This is a genomic window from Polyangium sorediatum, assembly GCF_029946465.1.
GTDB classification, from domain to species: Bacteria; Myxococcota_A; Polyangia; order Polyangiales; family Polyangiaceae; genus Polyangium; species Polyangium fumosum.
The window spans coordinates 115,518-133,323 of the sequence record NZ_JARZHI010000009.1 but is presented as its reverse complement, the minus strand read 5'-3'; the positions used below and the strand labels follow the sequence as shown (position 1 = coordinate 133,323).

Sequence of the window (17,806 nt, the reverse complement as noted above, 5' to 3'; positions counted from 1 at the left end):
TTCCCCGGTGCTCGTCCGCTGGAAGGAGGGTCTGTCATGGCACAGAACAAGAACCAGGGGAACCAGGGCACCGAGGAGAAAGGCTCGATGACCGTGGAGGAAGCCGGCCGGATGGGCGGCCAGCGCGTGCGCGAGCTCGTCGAGGAAGGCAAGCAGGCCGAGGGCGAGCAGGGCGGAGGGGCGTCCGGCGGTAGCCAGGAGCAGGGCGGCCGAGGAAGCCAGAACCGCTGAGCGAGTTTGTCGGGAACCTCCCCACGCCCCACGAGGCGAGCCGCGGTGGCCCGCTTCGTGGGGCTTTTTTCGGGGATCTTTAGGCGCGCGCGAGCGTCAGGACGAGGGCTTCGCCGTCGACGTTGAGCTCGCGACGCTCGCCGCGGACCGTGGAGCCGCCGATCTCGAACGAGCGGACGAGCGCCTCGCGGGCGATCTCGTCCTGGGCCGCGCGCGTGACGCGCAGGACGCGCTCGCTGCCCTCGACCGCGAGCGCGATGCGGTCGGTGAAGCCGAGGGAGAGGTCCTTGCGCAGGCCCTGCACGCGCGAGAGGATCTCGCGGGAGAGGCCGTCGTCGCGCAGCGCGTCCGTGAGCGCCGTGTGGAGGACGACGACGCCCGCCTTGCCGCCGGCCGCGGCGAAGTCCTTGCCGGCCTCGACGACGACCTCAATCTCCTCGGGCCCGAGCGAGACCTTCTCGCCGTCGAGGTCGATCTCGATCGCGCCGCGCGTGACGAGCTCGGTGCGGAGCTCGGCGGCGTTGGCCTTCGCGAGGACCTGCTTGGCGAGCTGCACCTTCTTGCCGAGCTTCGGCCCGAGGGCGCGGAAGTTCGGTTTGAGCACGTACCGCACGGCCTCGCCCTCCTGCCCCGGCTCGAGGAAGCGCACTTCCTTGACGTTGAGCTCCTCGGCGATGAGCGCCTCGTGCTGCGCGAGCGCGCGGCGCATGCCCTGGTTCGAGACGATGACGTCGGCGCGCGCGAGGGGCTGGCGGACCTTCAGCTTGTTCAACGTGCGGACCTGGAGGCCGAGGCTCACGAGCTCGCGGACCGCGCGCATCTCGGCGGCGAGGCCCTCGTCGATCGCGGCGAGGTCGGGCGCAGGGTAACTCGCGAGGTGCACGCTCTCGGGTTGCGAGCTCGCCCAGGGGCCACGAACGAGGGTCTGGTAGAGCTCCTCGGCGAGGAAGGGCGTGAACGGGGCCGTGAGGTGCGCGATGGCCACGAGCGCCTCGTAGAGCGTGAAGTACGCGTCGCGCTTGTCGGCGAGGGCCTCGGCCGAGACGTTCTCCGCGGGCGACCAGAAGCGCGCGCGGCTCCGCCGGACGTACCAGTTCGAGAGCGCGTCCACGAAGTCGACGAGCCGCTGCGCAGCCTCGTACAAGCGGTAGTTGTCGAGGTGCTGCGTGACCTCGCGCGTCGTGAGGGCGAGCTCGGAGAGCAGCCACCGATCGAGCAGGCTGCGCTCGCGCGCCGGCCGGTAGCCCTCGCTCTTCGCGAGATCCGCGGGCGCGACACCGCGGGCGTCGGGGTTTCCGCGGGCCGGATCGAAGCCGTCGATGTTCGCGTAGATCGCGAAGAACGACCACACGTTCCGGATCTTGATCGCGTACTCCTTCTGGACCGCGCGGACGTTCGTCAGCGAGTGGCGCGTGTTCGTCCACGGAGGCGAGGACGCGTAGAAGAACCAGCGGAACGCGTCGGCGCCGGGCGCGGGCGTCGAAGGATCCTCGACGAAGACGCGGAGGTTCTGGGCGAGGCGCGGCACGTCGTTCGGCATGACGCGGAGCGGCTCGGGCGCAGGCGCGAGGCCGAGGGCCTCGATGTCCGACGTGTGCATCACGATGACGCGGCGCGGGAACTTGCCCATGCCCGACGTCGGCCGGAGCGTGATTTCGAGCGCCTCGTTCGGCCGGTCCGCGCGGTAGAGCTTGACCTTGGCGCTGTCGCCCTGGAGATCGAGGCCCTCGTAATCCTCGCGCGCGATGCGAGCGACGCCCTTTTGCACGGGCTGATCCTTCAGCGGATCCTGCACGTCCGAGCAGACCGCGAACTCCATGCGGACGCGCTCGAGGATCACCTCCGGCGGCGTGTAGTTCCCCTTCGACTTGCTCTCCTTCTTGCCCTCGCGATCCCCGACGTGCCCGAGCACCACGCAGGTCTGGTACGGGTGCGGGAAGCTCCGGATGCGCGAGAGGCCGAGGGACTTCTGCGTCTCCTCGTCGAAGACGAGCGTCGAGATCATGAGCAGCGAGTAGAACCAGCCGCGGGTCTGATCGATCGCCTCGCTGATGAAGTCGGCCGGGAAGGCACGGTCGAACTTCTCCTTCGAGCCTTCCGCGTGCGGAAATCCCCACTGCGCGAAGGGCATCGCGCCCGAGTCGAACCAGCAGTCGATGACCTCGGAGACGCGCCGGTACGTGCCGGGCTCGCCGGGCTTCTGGTAGGTGATCTTGTCGATCCAGGGCTTGTGCACGAGCAGGTGCTCGGCCGTCTTCGGGTGCGCGCCCGTGAGCTCACGCTCGACCTCGGCGACGTTGTTGCCGGGCCGCGCGCGCAGCGTGTTCACCGAGTCGATCGCTTCCATGGCGCCCGTCTGGTCGTTCACCCAGATCGGCAGCGGCGTGCCCCAGTAGCGCTCGCGCGAGAGCGCCCAGTCGACGTTGTTCGCCAAGAAGTCGCCGAACCGGCCCGTCTTGATGTGCTCGGGCAGCCAGTTGACCGTCTGGTTGTTCTCGATCGCCTTGTGGATCAGCGCCGTCGTGCGGATGTACCAGGCCGGGCGGGCGTACTGGATGAGCGGGTCGTCGTCCGCGCGCCAGCAGAACGGGTACTCGTGGCGATACTGCTCCGCGTGCACGAGCTTGCCCGCCTGCGCGAGGTCCTTCTGGAGGTCCTTGTCGGCGTCCTTCACCCAGCGGCCCGCGTATTTTCCCATCTCGTCGACGAACGTGCCGTCGGGCTTCACGGCGCAGAACGGATCCTTCGGCGTCTTTCCCGTCGCGAGGAGCTGTCGGTGGGCGCCGTAGTCGTCCTCGCCGAACGCGGGCGCGACGTGGACGATGCCCGTGCCCGCGTCGAGCGTGACGAAATCCGCCGCGACGACCGCGTGCACGGCTTCGTACGCCGAGGCTTCGGCCGCGTAGAGGCCAAACGGCGGCACGTATTTCTTGCCGACGAGCGCCGAGCCCTTGGTGGTCGAAAGAACCGGCAGGTCCTTGCCGAGCTTCTTCGCGAGCGCCTCACGCAGGCCCGCGGCCACGACGAGCTTCCGATCGCCCGCGTCGACGACCACGTAGTCGAAGTCCGCGCGCACGGCGGCGTACATGTTCGAGGGCAAGGTCCACGGGGTCGTCGTCCAGACGCAGAGCGCCGTGGACGGGTCGTCGACGAATGGGAACGCCACGAAGACGCTCGGGTCGTCGACGGTTTTGTACCCCTGACCGACCTCGGCGCTGGAGAGCGCCGTCCCGCCCTGCGCCCACCACCAGACGACCTTGTGGCCCTGGTAGAGCAGGCCCTTCTCGTAGAGCTTCGCGAGCGCCCACCAGACGCTCTCGACGTAGCTCCGGTGGTAGGTGACGTACGCGTCGGGCAGGTCGACCCAGAAGCCGATCTTGTCCGTCAGCTTTTCCCACGCGTCCGTGTAGCGGAAGACGCTCTCGATGCAGCGCGCCACGAAGGGCTCGACGCCGTACTTCTCGATGTCCGCCTTGCCGTGGATCCGGAGCTCTTTCTCGACCTCGACCTCGACCGGCAGGCCATGCGTGTCCCAGCCCGCTTTGCGCGGCACGTCGTAGCCGCGCATCGTCTTGTACCGAGGGAACACGTCCTTCACGGCGCGCGTGAGCACGTGGCCGTTGTGCGGCATGCCGTTCGCCGTGGGAGGGCCTTCGTAGAAGACGAACGTGCCCTTCGAAGGGCCCGTGGCGCGCGTCTCGGCCGAGAGCGTCTTCTGGAAGATGCCCTCCCTCTTCCAAAACGCGAGGATCTCGGCCTCGTCCCTCGGGAAATCGAGCTCGGGCCTTACGGTCTTGAAGAGGTTTTTCCGGGAAGATTCGCGGCCTGACATGGTCGGCTGCGCTTAGCACGTTTCGCCCGCGAAGGGCGTCGAGCACGCCCGCTTCCCGCGTTTCCAGGCCCGTTCAGGGGGAGGGAGCAGGGACGGGCGAGCCAAGCTCGGCGAGCTCCTGACGCGCGCGCTCCGCGAGGCGGGTCGACGGGTAACGGGTGGCGAGGAAGCGCAGCGTGGTGATGCGCGCCTCCTTGTCGCCCCGCTCCCGGAACTGCTCGGCGAGCTGATAAAGCGCGGCCTCGGGAGGCTCCTCGAAGGCCTTCTCGGGGTCGGGATCCCGCGCGCATTGAAAGGGGGCCGTGGCGAGGGCGCCGAGGACCAGAGCCGCGGCCGGCGCGCGGAGGAGCGAGAGAAGCACAGACGTATCGTCGCCGGGCCGATTCCGCTGTCAACGATCCCGTGTGGAGCGCGTGCGGCGTGGACGATCGGGGTGGTCGGGCCAAACACCAGGAGAACCAATGAAAACACGTCTGGTTTCAGATCGTTGCGTAACGGTGCATGCCGCAGCGGGGTGTGGCGCGGCCGGATCGAGGACCCGAGACCTCAGTTGAGGCGCGCAGATGCGGACGACGGGCCTCACTGGAACGGTCGACGAACGTGATTTCGGCCGATCGTTTGTGGTCCGTCGCCGGCACAGTCCGTGTATAGGTAGGTCCCGTGTCCGCTGCCGCCGAAGACACACGAGCGACGCGGTGGACATCCTCGGGTCACTCCAGGGCGACGTCCTCCGTCGAGCATTCCTTTGGCGGACTCCGACACGAAAATTCGAGAGGTCAATCACGCGATGCGAACTTCCAAGGGATATAGGTGGCTGCTCTGCGCGGCGGCGCTGGGGTCGATCGCGGGCATCGCCGCGCCGGCAAGTGCGGACGATCTCGCCATCAACCGGTTCTACCCCTCCGCGGCCGGTGATCGGCTCTTCGGCGTCCAGTCGCCCTTCGTGAACGGGGAGCTCACGCCGCACGCCGCGCTCATCGTCGACTACGCGCACAACCCCCTCGTGCTGCGCCGCCGGAGCGACGACGAGTCGCTCGGCTCGGTCGTGAGCAACCAGCTCTATTTGCACCTGAACGGGTCGTTCGCGCTCTTCGAACGGCTGCTCGTCAACGTCGACGTCCCCGTCGCCCTCTACCAGAACGGCGAGAACCCCACGAACTCGCTCGGCATCACCTCGCCGAGCGGCGCCGATTTCGGCGACCTGCGCCTCGGCCTCCGCCTGCGCGTGCTCGGCGACTACGACAGCCTCTTCCAGCTCGCCATCGGCGGCTACGTCTGGGTGCCCACGGGCACGGGCGCGTTCGTGACGGACAACAACGTCCGCGGCCTCCCGCAGGTGATCGTCGGCGGCAAGCACGACCGGTTCGTGTACTCGGTCGCGATCGGCCCGGAGATTCGCCCCGACCAGAACTACTTCAACAACGTGCTGCTCGGCACGACGTTCGTGGCCGGCGGCGGTATCGGCTTCCTCTTCGGCGAGGAGCGAAACTTCCAGATCGGCCCTGAGTTCAACGTCGTCGCCTCGATGCGCGAGACGACGCGGCAGAGCCTCAACGCCGAGGCGCTCGTCGGCGCGAAGTACCGCTTCGCGGACAACTTCGAGGCAGGCGTCGCCGCCGGCCCCGGTCTCGCCTCCGGCATCGGTACGCCGGACTTCCGCGTCGTCGGCTCGCTCGCGTACACGCCGAAGTGGTCGGCGAAGGACACGGACCAGGACGGCATCGTCGACAAGGAGGACGCCTGCGTCGACGTGAAGGGCGTGAAGCACTCCGATCCGAAGAAGAACGGCTGCCCGTCGGATCGCGACGACGACACGATCCTCGACGTGCAGGACGCCTGCCCGGACGTGAAGGGCGTGGCGAACGCGGATCCGAAGAAGAACGGCTGCCCGCCGGACAGCGACGACGACGGCATCTACGACGACAAGGACGCCTGCCCGGACGTGAAGGGCGTGGCCGATCCGGATCCCGCGAAGAACGGCTGCCCGCCCGACAAGGACAAGGACGGCATCCTCGACGCGCAGGACGCCTGCATCGACGTGCCCGGCGTGGCCGATCCGGATCCGAAGAAGAACGGCTGCCCGCCCGACAAGGACAACGACGGCGTCTACGACGCGCAGGACGCGTGCCCGGACATCCCCGGCATCAAGACGAGCGATCCGGCGACGAACGGCTGCCCCGGCGACACCGACGGCGACACGATCCGCGACGACAAGGACGCCTGCCCGAACGAGAAGGGCAAGCCCGATCCGGATCCGAAGCAGAACGGCTGCCCGAAGGCGGTCCGCGTCACCGAGACCGAGGTCATCATCCTGCAGCAGGTGCAGTTCGACACGGCCAAGGCGACGATCCGCAAGGTCAGCGATACGCTGCTCGACGAGGTCGCGGCCGTGCTCAACGAGCACCCGGAGCTCCTCAAGGTCGAGGTCCAGGGCCACACCGACAGCCGCGGCTCGAAGCAGCTCAACACGAAGCTCTCGCAGGCGCGCGCCGACGCGGTGAAGGCTGCGCTCGCCAAGCGCGGCGTGAGCGCCGATCGCATGTCGACGATGGGCTACGGCCCGGATCGGCCCGTGGGCGACAACGCGTCGGAGGAGGGCCGCCAGGCCAACCGCCGCGTGCAGTTCGTCATCCTCGAGAAGAAGATGAAGGACGGCTCGATCAAGAAGTTCGAGCCCGTCGCGCCGCCCGCGCCGCCGCCCGCCGCGCCGAAGGGTGCTGCCCCGAAGGGCGCCGCGCCTGCGGCCCCGAAGGGCGCGGCTCCCGCGCCTGCCGCGCCGAAGGGCGCTGCTCCCGCGCCTGCGGCCCCGAAGGGCGCGGCTCCCGCGCCTGCGGCCCCGAAGAAGGCTGCGCCGGCTCCCACCAAGAAGTGACGAACGCGGGGCGTCCGCGAAAGCGGGCGCTCCGTGACGCGACCGGTCCGGAGGTTCGAAAGGGCCTCCGCGACCTCGTCTTCACCGCCTCGGCGCGCTCCTGCGAGGTGCGGGTCGAGATCCGCTTGGCGCTCGGGCTTCGGAGGCCGCGCCACTCACGAAACGGCGGTCGTTCGGGCCGCCGAGCATTCCGTTGGGACACCGAATGGACTGCGACAAGGGACCTAGGACATGAGACGACATTGGCTTTTGGCGGGGCTCGCGAGCGTGACAGCGCTCGGGATCTGCGCCCGTGACGCGGCTGCCGCGCAGAACCTGCGCGTGCAGGTCGATCAGAAGGGCGACTTCCTCCTCATCGGCAACACGCTCGGTTACGACTGCGCGGGCAACCCGCCCGCGCCCGTGGTCGGCACCGTCGGGGCGTGCGGCAACAACGCGACGACCGACAGCGGCGTCGACATCCTGTGGCGCTCGGAGTCGCCGGGCGCCGGGCAGGCCGAGGCGAACACGGGCATCACGGTCGCGAACGCGCGCAGCACCGCGCTCCTCACGATCCCGGCCGGCGCGACGGTCACGCACGCCTACCTCTACTGGGGCGCGACGCGCAGCTCCTCGGGGGCCGACACCACAGCCACGATCGACAGGCCGGGCGGCTTCAGCCAGAACGTGACGTCGATCCAGAGCTACACGACAGCGACGAACAACGCCTACCAGAGCGTCGCCGACATCACAGCGCTCGTGCAGCAGCAAGGCTCCGGCGCGTATCGCGTCTCGGGCGTGGACGTCGAGAACCCAGTCGGCCAAGGGGCGGACGACGAGACCACGTTCGCGGGCTGGTACATGATCGTGCTCTACGAGCGTGCCTCGGATCCGCCGCGCAACCTGGCGATCTTCGACGGACTCGACATCGTGGCCAACGGCGCGCCGCAGAACGTGACGCTCTCGGGCTTCCTCGTCCCGCCCGCGTTCGCAAATGCCCGGCTCGGCGTGGTCGCATTCGAGGGCGACACGACGCTCACTGGCGACTCGTTCTCGTTCGGCGCCGCACCGCCGCTCTCGAACGCGCTGAACCCGGAGACCAACTTCTTCAACCGCACGCGCTCGAACCTCGGCCTCCCGGTCACGGTGGCCGGCGACCTGCCCCAGCTCACCGGAACGGCCGGCAGCCTCTCGGGCATGGACATGGACATCGTGGACATCACGAGCAAGCTCTCGGCAGGCCAGCAGTCCGCGCCGATCGCAGCGACGAGCACCCAGGAGCAGTATTGGCTCGCCGGGTTCGTGACCTCGATCCCCACGTTCAAGCCCGACTTCCAGACGTCGCTCAAAACGGCCGTCGATCTCAACGGCGACGCGCTCCTGCCGGGCGACACCGTCGAGTACACAGTTGTCGTGACGAACACCGGCAACGACACGTCGGTGAAGACCGTGCTGACCGATCCGCTCCCGATGGGCGTGACGTACGTGCCGGGCTCGATCCAGGTGTCCGCAGGGCCGAACATGGGCACGAAGACCGACGCGACGGCCGACGATCAGGGCGAGTACATCGCCGGGACGAACACGGTGGTCGTACGGCTCGGCACGGGCGCGAACGGGACGACCGGCGGGACGATGCTCGTCAACGACACGACGACCGTGAAGTTCCGCGTGACCGTGAACCCGGACGCGACGGGCACGATCAATAACCAGGCGATCATCACGGCCGAGGGTCAGCAAGGCGCGCCGGCCGAGGAGACGCCGACCGACGGCAACGGGCCGACGAACGGTGAGCCGCCGACGCCGATCGTCATCGATCAGTGCGCGTCGGACGCGAACTGCATGGCGCCCACGCCGGCCTGCAACGTGGCCGCGACGCCGAACACCTGCGTCCAATGCGTCACGGACACGCACTGCGGCGGCGCCACGCCGTCGTGTGACGTCGCCACGAACAAGTGCACCTGCGTGCCCACGGGCGCGGAGATCTGCGACGGCCTCGACAACGACTGCGACGGCACCATCGACGAGGGCTTCAACGTCGGCATGGCGTGCTCCGCGGGCGTCGGCGCGTGCCAGACCTCGGGCGCCTTCGCGTGCTTGCCGAACGGCACCTCGGCCTGCAACGCCATCTCGGGCGAACCCGGCACCGAGACCTGCAACAACATCGACGACAACTGCGACGGCGTTACGGATGACGGCTTCAACGTCGGCATGGCGTGCTCGGACGGCATCGGCGCTTGCATGGCGTCGGGCGTCCTCGCATGCAACGCGATGGGCGTGTCGGCGTGCAACGCGGTCCCCGGCATGCCCACGCCCGAGGTCTGCGGCGACGGCATCGACAACAACTGCGACGGCGTGACCGACGTCGGCTGCCAGGACTCCGACGGCGACGGCATCCCCGACGACGTCGAGACCCAGAACGGCACGGATCCGAACGACGCAGACTCCGACGACGACGGCGTGTCCGACGGCGAGGAGCCGGACGGGAACGTCGACACCGACGGCGACGGCCTCATCAACGCGCTCGATCCGGACAGCGACGACGACGGCCTCTTCGACGGCACCGAGCTCGGCAAGGACTGCACGAACCCGGCGACGGATCCGGACGCGCAGAGCTGCCGCCCCGACGCCGATCCGAGCACGACGACGGATCCGCTCGATCCGGACACGGACAACGGCGGCGTCAAGGACGGCGACGAGGACACGAACCTGAACGGCAAGATCGACGCGGGCGAGCGGGATCCGAACGATCCGCAAGACGATTCGAACGCGCCGACCGACAGCGACGGCGACGGCCTGAGCGACGATCTCGAGGAGCAGATCGGGACGAACCCGAACGACGCGGACTCGGACGACGATGGTGTGCTCGACGGGCAGGAGCCGAACCCGAGCGCGGACACCGACGGCGACGGGCTCATCAACGCGCTCGATCCGGACAGCGACAACGACGGCCTGTTCGACGGCACGGAGATGGGCAAGGACTGCTCGAACCCGGCCACGGACACGAGCAAGGGCAAGTGCATCGCGGACGAGGATCCCAGCACGACGACCTCGCCGCTCGACGCGGACACGGACAAGGGCGGCGTCTCCGACGGCTCCGAGGACGTGAACCGCAACGGCAAGGTGGATCCGGGCGAGATCGATCCGAACAACGGCAGCGACGACAGCACGAAGCTCGACAACGACGGCGACGGGCTGACGGACGACTACGAGACCGAGATCGGTACGAACCCGAACGATGGGGACTCCGACGACGACGGCGTGCCCGACGGCGAGGAGCCGAACCCGACGGACGACACCGACGGCGACGGCCTCATCAACGCGCTCGATCCGGACAGCGACGGCGACGGGCTGAAGGACGGCACGGAGATGGGCAAGGACTGCTCGAATCCGGCCACGGACACGAGCAAGGGCAACTGCGTCCCCGACGGGGACAACGGCGCCACGACGACTTCGCCGGTGAATGCCGATACGGACGGCGGCGGCGTCTCCGACGGCGACGAGGACACGGACAAGGACGGCGTGGTCGATCCGAACGAGCGGGATCCGAACGATCCGCAGGACGACAACGTCGTTCCGCCCACGGACTCGGACAACGACGGGCTGACGGACGACGAGGAGGCCGAGCTCGGGACCGACCCGAACGACGCGGACTCGGACGACGATGGCGTGCCCGACGGTCAGGAGCCGAAGCCTGGCGAGGACACGGACAAAGATGGGCTCATCAACGCGCTCGATCCGGACAGCGACAACGACGGGCTCTTCGACGGCACCGAGCTCGGTCTCGGCTGCTCGAACCCGGCCACGAACGCGGCGGCGGAGACGTGCATCCCCGACGCGGACATGGGCAAGACGAAGACCGATCCGCTCGACGCGGACACGGACAACGGCGGCCTCAAGGACGGCGAAGAGGACAAGAACAAGAACGGCGTGGTCGACACGGGCGAAAGCGATCCGCTCGATCCGGCAGACGACGCCGTGGACGGCACCATCCTGACGGGCCACGGCCTCTGCGCCGCGCGGCCCGGCAACGATGCGACGCCTGGCGTGGGCTTCCTCCTCGCGCTCGCGGCGGGGACGGCGCTCATCCGCCGCCGAAGGCGCGGCTGATCGGTAGGTAGGGAGCTCTCCGAGCGCGGAAGGCCGCGCCTGAGAGGGATGCAGCGCCGCGGTCTTGTTCGAGGACCGCGGCGCTTCGTTTTTTGGAGGGGGCGAACCTCGCGTGTCCGGACGGCACGAGGATCACGAGCGCGCGCGTCGCCCCCACGTGGAGCGTCATCGCAGCGATGGTGGTATCGTTGCCTGCATGCGTGTTCGAGCCTCCATGCTTGCGCTGTCGATCGCCTTGCCGGCGGCGCTGTTCGTATCGCCACACTCGCCCCACACGGGCCCGCAAGAAGCTGCGGCGGCGGTCTCGGTGGTCGTCTCGCTGGATGAGCTCGTGACGAGCTCGTCGTTCGTCGTCGTCGCGAAGGCGGCCGAGCGACAGAGCATGTGGGAGGACACGCCGAACGGGCGGCGGATCGTCACGTACACGCGTCTCGACGTGGAGCGCTCCGTGGTCGGCGAGCCGGGGACGCAGGTGTGGGTGCGGACGCTCGGCGGGGTCGTGGGGGACGTCGGGCAGTGGGTCTCGGGCGAAGCCGTGATCCCGCCCGGGGAGCGCTCGCTTTTGTTTCTGCACAAAACGCCGACGGCCGTCGTGGTGACGGCGATGGCGCAGGGGCACTACCGCGTGCTCACAGAGGAGGGCGTGCCGAAGCTCGCGCCGAGCCCGGACGCAGGGACGATGCTGCCGCGGACCGGGCCCAGCATCGGGGCGCGTGAGGTTCTCGTGGGGGCGACGCTTTCGCGCGCGCTCGTGGTCATCGAGGAGGTGAAGCGTGCACCACGTGAACGCAAGTAACCGGGGAAGGATCGCGCCGATCGCAGCCGGGCTCTCGCTCGTCGCGGCGACGCTGCTGCTCGCGCCGACGGCCTCGGCCTACTGCCGCACGACGAGCTGCAAGGGCATCGGGACCGGCGCGCGCTGCACGCCGGTGCGCCCCACCGACTGCGGTGTCGAGCTTTTCTGGAAGAGCCCGTGCGTCGGCTTCTCCATGCAGAAGGACGCGTCGGTGCAGATCGATCTCGACGACGCGACGCAGATCTTCGTCGATTCCTTCAAGAAGTGGACCGACGCGGACTGCGGCGACGGCAAACATCCGCGCATCAAGGTCGTGAACCTAGGCCCCGTGGAGTGCAAGGCGCACGAGTACAACAAGAAGGCGGGCAACGCGAACGTCATCCTCTTCCACGACGACGTGTGGCCGCACGCCGGCGCGGGGAGCACGCTCGCGCTGACCACCGTCACGTACAACGTCGATACCGGCGAGATCTACGACGCCGACATGGAGCTCAACGGGGCGAACGTCGAGTTCACGACCGGCATCGACAACGTCCTCTACGATCTGCCCTCGATCGCAACACACGAGACGGGCCATTTCCTGGGCCTTTCGCACTCCGCGGATGGGACCGCGACGATGTTCGCCGACTACATGCCGGGCTCGACGGAGCTGGGATCGCTGGAGAACGACGACATTGAGGGCATCTGCGCGGCCTACCCGCCCGGCGATCCGATCCCCGCGTCCTGCGATCCCACGCCGCGCCGTGGCTTCGAGTCGCAATGCAATCCGCCTGAGATCACGCCCGAGGACGGGAGCTGTTGCACGACGGCCCCTGGCGCGCCTCGATCCGCGGGCGGAAGCGCGCTCGCAGCCCTCGCCCTCGCCCTCGGCCTCGCGGCGAAGCGGCGCGCCGAGCGCACGCGTCCATGACAAGCCTGGAAGCGCCGCCGTACGACGTCGTCTGGGTCGACGAGGCACGCGCGCTCGGAGGCGCGATCGAGCGCGCCATGAAGGCCAAGTCGATCGCGGTGGACGTGGAGGCGAACGGCCTCTTCGTCTACCGCCCTCGCCTTTGCGCCGCGCAGATCGCCTGGGAGGAAGGGGATTCGACGGTCGTCCTGATCGTCGACACGCTCGCGACGAGCGCGGCCGCGCTCGAACCCCTCCTCGGCCCCGAGGGGCCGATCAAGGTGCTGCACGATCTCACGTTCGACGCGCGCATGCTGGCCGAGGTCGGCGCGCCGCTCGCGCGCGTGCGCGATACCTCGGTGACGGCGCGGCTCCTCGGCCAGAAGGCGACGGGGCTCGCGTCCGTGCTCGCGGCGGAGCTCGGCGTCGTCCTCGACAAGCGCTTTCAGCAACACGACTGGTCGCGAAGGCCCGTTTCACCGGCGGAGCGGCGTTACCTCGGGGACGACGTCGCGTACCTCCTGCGGCTCGATCGCGCGCTCGCCGCGAAGGCGGCGGCGATCGACATCGAGGCCGAGATCGAGGAGGAGTGCACGTACAAGCTCCGCGCCGCGCTCGCGCCTCCGCGGGAGACGCGTCCCTCGTACGTGCGGATCAAGGGCGCACAGAAGCTCGATCGGCCAGGCCGCGCCGTGCTGCGGGGCCTCGTCGCCGCACGCGAGGCGATCGCCGAGGCCGCTGACGTGCCGCCGTTCAAGATCGTCACGAACGAGATCTTGATCGAGCTCGCGCAGAAGCGTCCGACCTCGATCCCGGAGCTCGGCCACGTGCCCGGCGCGCTCTCGGGCCGCGCGGGGAGGCACGCCGCGAGGTGGCTCGAGGCGATCACGCACGGCGCGGCCGAAGGGAACGTGCCGCCCGAGGAGCAAGCGCTCTTCGAGGTCGCGCCGATCGATCGGAGGGAGATCACGCGGCGTCGGGAGATCGAGGCGAAGATCAGCGCGTTCCGGCGCGCCGAGGCGAAGCGCCGCGACATCGACGAGCAGGCCGTGCTCCCAGGGCATTGCGCGCAGGATGTCGCGAGCATCCTGTTCACGGCGGCGGGGGAAGATCCCACGGCGACGCTGGCGCGGATCGCGGCCATCCCGGGGCTCGGAGCGAAGCGGGTCGAGCGGTACGGTAAGCGCCTTGCGTCGCTGCTCACGGCGCCGGGCGAGGCCTCCGCGCAGGCACCGGGGAGCGCGCCGCGCGAGGAGTCGTGAGCGGGGCCGGCGCGCCGCTGCTCGTCGTCGCGGGCGAGGCCTCGGGAGATCGCATCGCGGCCGAGGTGCTGCGCGCGCTCGGTCGGGCCGTGCGCGCATTCGGCATCGGGGGACGTGGTTGCAGGGCGCAGGCCATGGAGACGCTCGCGGATACGTCGGACGTCGCCGCGATGGGCACGCTCGACGTGCTCCGCAAAGCGCCGGCGCTCGGGCGATCGCTCGCCGTGCTGGTGGACCGAATTCGAAAAGATCCGCCGCGCGCCGCGTTGCTCGTGAACTTCACGGAGCTCAACGCGCGGCTCGGGCGGGCGCTCCGGCGCCGCGGGACACGTGTCCTTTGGGCCGTCGCGCCGCAGGTATGGGCCTGGCGCGCGGGGAGGATCCGCGCGCTCCACGATGCCGTCGATCGGCTCGCCGTCGTCCTGCCGTTCGAGGAGCCGCTCTGGCGTGACGCGGGGTACGACGCTCGGTTCGTGGGGCATCCGTCGGCCGACGTGCCACGCCTGCCCCGCGAGGTCGGGCGCGCGCGGATCGGGCTCGGCGCCGGACGCGCCGTCGCCGTGCTCCCAGGCAGCCGCGCCGGCGAGATCACGCGCCTCGCGCCGCTCTTCTGCGAGGCCGCCTCGATGCTCACGGCGCGCGGCGACGTGGACGAGGCACGCGTGCTCGTGGCCCCGTGGCTCGACGCGCGTGCCCGTGGCGAGCTCGAACGGGCGGCTCGACGCGCCGGCGTCGGGATCACCGAAGCCGACGCGGAGCATGGCGCGTCTCCGCTGCTCGGGGCCTTCGACCTCGCGCTTTGCGCCTCGGGGACGGCTTGCCTGGAGGCGGCGCTCGCCGGGCTGCCCACGGTCATCGGCTACCGCGTCGATCCCCTCACCTACGCCCTCGCGCGCCGCCTCGTGCGCACGCCGCACATCGGCCTGCCGAACGTCCTGCTCGGCCGCCGCGCCTCCCCCGAGCTGCTCCAGGACGCATGCACGGCCCGCGAGCTCGCCGCGTCCGCTGCTTCCCTCGCGAACGATGAATCCCGTGGGCGCGCCCAGGCCGACGCTCGCGCACTCGAAGCGCGGCTCAGGCCCCCTTCCCCGGGCCCCTTCGGCGCACGCGTCGCGGCCCTGCTGGAGCCGTGGCTCTAATCCTTTGACGCCCAACGATCACGTGCGCGGCGAGGACGAGGCCCCCGATCCAGCGCGCTTCTCCGGCTTGGCGTGCATCGCCTCGAAGGCGCTCACGACCTCCCGGGAAAACTCTTCCACCACCGCTCGATGCGCCGCGAGCCCGCCGTCGAGCGCCGCGCGCGCCTTCTCCAGCACGGCGCTCACGTGCTCGGCCCGCTGCCGCGCGAGCACGCGGAAGGCGAGCATCCGACCTGCGGGGACCGCGACGAGCGCGATCGACGCGGGCGACCAGGCGAACACCGGCGCGGCGCGCGTGATGGAGCCGAGGTCCGTGAGCGGCGAGCGCGACAGCCACACGCCGAGCACGGCCTGATAGCCCTCGGCGACCGCCGACGGCAGACCGTCGCACATCTCGTGCAGCGGCACCCGCTGCGTCTCCACGTGCACGCGCCGCAGGCCTTGCCACATCAGGAGCCGCTTCGGCGGAGGCACGCCGCGGAAGCTCGCCGAGCCCGTCCACCACCGCACCGACGTATCCGCGCGGTTGAGCTCCATCACGCGCGCGAACGTCGCGTGGCGGGCGAGCGCCGCGCCGACGTCGCGCGGCGGCGGAACGTGGCCACACAACTCGAACACGCTCCGCAGCAGGCGCATGTAGCGCCCCTTCGTGAAGAGCCCGCCGAGCTCGTGGTTCGTCACCTGCAAGACGTCGTTCAGCGCCGCGGCGAGGGCCCACTCGTGCTCGTCGAGATTCGGCAACGTGTCGACCGGCGCGAGGAGCCGCGCGCGCCGCACCCGCGCGACGTCGATGCGCGCGCGCAGGTCCGCGTCGACGATGTGCCTCCCCTCCCCGAGCTTCGTCCCGGCCTGCCCGAACGGGCGCGCGAGGCGTAATTTTCCGCCGAGAACGAGAGGCGCGACGATCCCCGCGACGAGCTCTTCGAACCGTTCGTCGTCGCTCGCCAAGCTAGCCTCCGCCGCTCGCGCCCCCGGGGAGCGCGGGGAGTGCGCCGTCGTCGCCCGCATTGACGTCGCGCAGCGGCCGGAGGCCCACGCCGCCGAGCGTCACTTCGGGCAGCTCCGTGGCCAGCGCCGACGAGAGCGCGTCCGCGAAGCGATCGGCCGCGAGCGGGAGCCACGCCTGCGCTTCGAGCACGGCCGTTTCGAGCGAGACGAACCCCTCCTCGGGCACGCCGAGCACGGCGCCGTCGCGGCCGATGAAGAGCACCTGCCCCGGCGGCGCCCCGAGCGAGCGATAGAGCACGTCGGGCGCGACCGCAGGCACCACGTCGTAGCCCGCGGGCACGTAGAGCTGCTTGTGCACCTCGCGGAAGAACTGCCCCACGGGGATGCCCTCGATGCCCGTCGGATGGCGGACGATCGCGCCGCGCTCGGTGAACGCGACGCGCGCCGCGCGTAGGCTCTCCGGCCCGAGCGCATAGGCGATGCGGCGCAGCACCGGCAGGTCCTCGGCCTCGACCCAGGTCGCGGTCACGTGCCGCCATGGATCGAGCGTGGGCACGAGGCGCAGCGCGACCGAGACGGACGTCGTCGGCTGGGCGCTCGCGTGCGCCGCGGCCACGTCCTTGCGCATCTCCATGCGGGCGAAGGCGCGCACGTCGCCGAGCGCGGGCAGCTTCGGGATCTCCAGCGGATCGAGCCCGTGGCCACGGAAAAGAACGAGGCCCGTCTCCGCGAAGACGGGGCACGCGCGGAGGTTCACGGGGTGCCGAAACCCGACCTCCACGGCCGTGCCCGGCGCGGCCGGGACGAACATCGAGAGGCCCGGCGTCCGCGTGAGCAGCGGGATCATGCGCTCGGGCAGCTCGGGCACACGGAACAGGTACCGGACGACCGGCCCATCATCGAAGCTCGACGCCGGCGGCCACTCGGCGACGCCGACCTCGGCCGTGACGCCCGAGCGCACGAAGTAGTGGATCAGCGCCGGCCCGAGCCCCGCCTCCGCGGCGAGCCAGCGCGGCCCGGGCTCGCGCCCCGTCGCGGGATCCGCGTGCGGCTCGAGGCGCAGCACGAGCGAACGAACGTCGACCTTCCGCTCCGCCTCGTAGCTCTGCGAAAACGTGTTGTGGTAGAGCCAGAGCGTCGCGTCGCCCGCGCTGATCTGCGCGACGTCGTAGCCGAAGGGCGCCGCCGCGTCGCGGTACTGGACGAAGTGACGGCTCGTCCCGGTGAACGTGTATCCGCCCGCGAGGCGCGCGATCTCGGCGATCCGGTCCATGCGATCGCTCGTCTCCGCCGCGAACGTGAGCGTCACCTCGCGCGCCCCGAGCTTCGAGCGCACGACCTCGATCGCGAGCGACCGGAGGATGTCGGCGAGCGAACCCTGCCTCGTGTAAAGCGCGAGAAACGCGACGAGCCGATCGATCGAGGGCAGGAGGACCACGCCCTTCGCGCCGAGCGCCACGCCGCGCGCGTCCAGGCCGAGGCCCGGCGTGCGGAGCCTCGTCTGGTGGACCGCGACCCGCTCGAGCATGCGCTAGCTCCTCTTCGCGTCTCCTGCGCTCGCCGGTTCACCCGAATCCGGCGGGCACGTGGCCGAGAGGCTAGGGGCTCGGCCCGAGACCGTCAAGCGAGCGCGCTCTCGGGTGCACCTGCCGCCTTTTGGCTCGTGCGCCGATTGTGTACCCTTGGGCGGGCCCGCGCACCACGGGCCTACGTACACCCTCGGCCGGCAACCGGCGATAGGGAGTCCCGAG

At 70.1% G+C, this 17,806-nt stretch carries 11 protein-coding genes; 7 read left to right on the top strand and 4 right to left on the bottom strand.

Features of this window, described 5'->3' with window-relative positions:
* Nucleotides 1-36 precede the first annotated feature (36 nt).
* Entirely contained in the window at nucleotides 37-231 is a 195-nt protein-coding gene (locus QHF89_RS13550) for a hypothetical protein (RefSeq protein ID WP_136931303.1), read from the top strand.
* A 79-nt stretch (nucleotides 232-310) separates the two neighbouring features.
* Here QHF89_RS13550 and ileS read toward each other — a convergent pair whose 3' ends face one another.
* Together ileS and QHF89_RS13540 are read right to left on the bottom strand one after the other, a co-directional pair.
* Nucleotides 311-4,063 (bottom strand): isoleucine--tRNA ligase, encoded by a 3,753-nt coding sequence (ileS, locus tag QHF89_RS13545; RefSeq protein ID WP_136969651.1) that lies wholly within the window; start codon nucleotides 4,061-4,063, stop codon nucleotides 311-313.
* 73 nt (nucleotides 4,064-4,136) lie between these two features.
* Complete coding sequence (locus QHF89_RS13540; protein WP_136931305.1) at nucleotides 4,137-4,424, bottom strand: tetratricopeptide repeat protein; 288 nt, start codon at nucleotides 4,422-4,424, stop codon at nucleotides 4,137-4,139.
* A 426-nt stretch (nucleotides 4,425-4,850) separates the two neighbouring features.
* Between QHF89_RS13540 and QHF89_RS13535 the strand changes: the two genes are divergently transcribed.
* From QHF89_RS13535 to lpxB, 6 genes are all read left to right on the top strand, one after another.
* The gene (locus QHF89_RS13535; RefSeq protein WP_211365432.1) at nucleotides 4,851-6,935 is read left to right on the top strand and encodes an OmpA family protein; all 2,085 of its coding nucleotides are present in this window, start codon (nucleotides 4,851-4,853) and stop codon (nucleotides 6,933-6,935) included.
* A gap of 231 nt (nucleotides 6,936-7,166) precedes the next feature.
* Nucleotides 7,167-11,021 carry a MopE-related protein gene (locus tag QHF89_RS13530; protein WP_136969650.1) on the top strand — a complete coding sequence of 1,285 codons (3,855 nt, stop codon included), beginning with the start codon at nucleotides 7,167-7,169 and terminating at the stop codon, nucleotides 11,019-11,021.
* A gap of 196 nt (nucleotides 11,022-11,217) precedes the next feature.
* Complete coding sequence (locus QHF89_RS13525; RefSeq protein ID WP_136969649.1) at nucleotides 11,218-11,817, top strand: hypothetical protein; 600 nt, start codon at nucleotides 11,218-11,220, stop codon at nucleotides 11,815-11,817.
* On the top strand, nucleotides 11,795-12,727 hold the full coding sequence (locus QHF89_RS13520) for a matrixin family metalloprotease (RefSeq protein ID WP_284720444.1): 933 nt from the start codon (nucleotides 11,795-11,797) through the stop codon (nucleotides 12,725-12,727). Before QHF89_RS13525 ends, QHF89_RS13520 begins: the two co-directional genes overlap by 23 nt.
* Entirely contained in the window at nucleotides 12,724-13,968 is a 1,245-nt protein-coding gene (locus QHF89_RS13515) for an HRDC domain-containing protein (RefSeq protein ID WP_136969648.1), read from the top strand. The genes QHF89_RS13520 and QHF89_RS13515 overlap by 4 nt, the downstream gene beginning before the upstream one ends.
* Nucleotides 13,965-15,107 (top strand): lipid-A-disaccharide synthase, encoded by a 1,143-nt coding sequence (gene lpxB, locus QHF89_RS13510; protein ID WP_136969647.1) that lies wholly within the window; start codon nucleotides 13,965-13,967, stop codon nucleotides 15,105-15,107. The genes QHF89_RS13515 and lpxB overlap by 4 nt, the downstream gene beginning before the upstream one ends.
* A gap of 18 nt (nucleotides 15,108-15,125) precedes the next feature.
* On the opposite strand, the gene QHF89_RS13505 is transcribed toward lpxB, so the two are convergent.
* On the bottom strand, nucleotides 15,126-16,055 hold the full coding sequence (locus QHF89_RS13505; RefSeq protein WP_136969646.1) for a hypothetical protein: 930 nt from the start codon (nucleotides 16,053-16,055) through the stop codon (nucleotides 15,126-15,128).
* Nucleotide 16,056: 1 nt separating this feature from the next.
* Nucleotides 16,057-17,583, bottom strand: coding sequence for a hypothetical protein (locus tag QHF89_RS13500; RefSeq protein ID WP_136931311.1), 1,527 nt, complete (start codon nucleotides 17,581-17,583; stop codon nucleotides 16,057-16,059).
* Nucleotides 17,584-17,806: the final 223 nt, after the last annotated feature.

Coding starts and splice junctions, on each gene's coding strand:
- QHF89_RS13550 (WP_136931303.1), top strand. CDS start 37: ATGGCACAGAACAAGAACCAGGGGAACCAGGGCACCGAGGAGAAAGGC.
- ileS (WP_136969651.1), bottom strand. CDS start 4,063: ATGTCAGGCCGCGAATCTTCCCGGAAAAACCTCTTCAAGACCGTAAGG.
- QHF89_RS13535 (WP_211365432.1), top strand. CDS start 4,851: ATGCGAACTTCCAAGGGATATAGGTGGCTGCTCTGCGCGGCGGCGCTG.
- QHF89_RS13530 (WP_136969650.1), top strand. CDS start 7,167: ATGAGACGACATTGGCTTTTGGCGGGGCTCGCGAGCGTGACAGCGCTC.
- QHF89_RS13525 (WP_136969649.1), top strand. CDS start 11,218: ATGCGTGTTCGAGCCTCCATGCTTGCGCTGTCGATCGCCTTGCCGGCG.
- QHF89_RS13515 (WP_136969648.1), top strand. CDS start 12,724: ATGACAAGCCTGGAAGCGCCGCCGTACGACGTCGTCTGGGTCGACGAG.
- QHF89_RS13500 (WP_136931311.1), bottom strand. CDS start 17,583: ATGCTCGAGCGGGTCGCGGTCCACCAGACGAGGCTCCGCACGCCGGGC.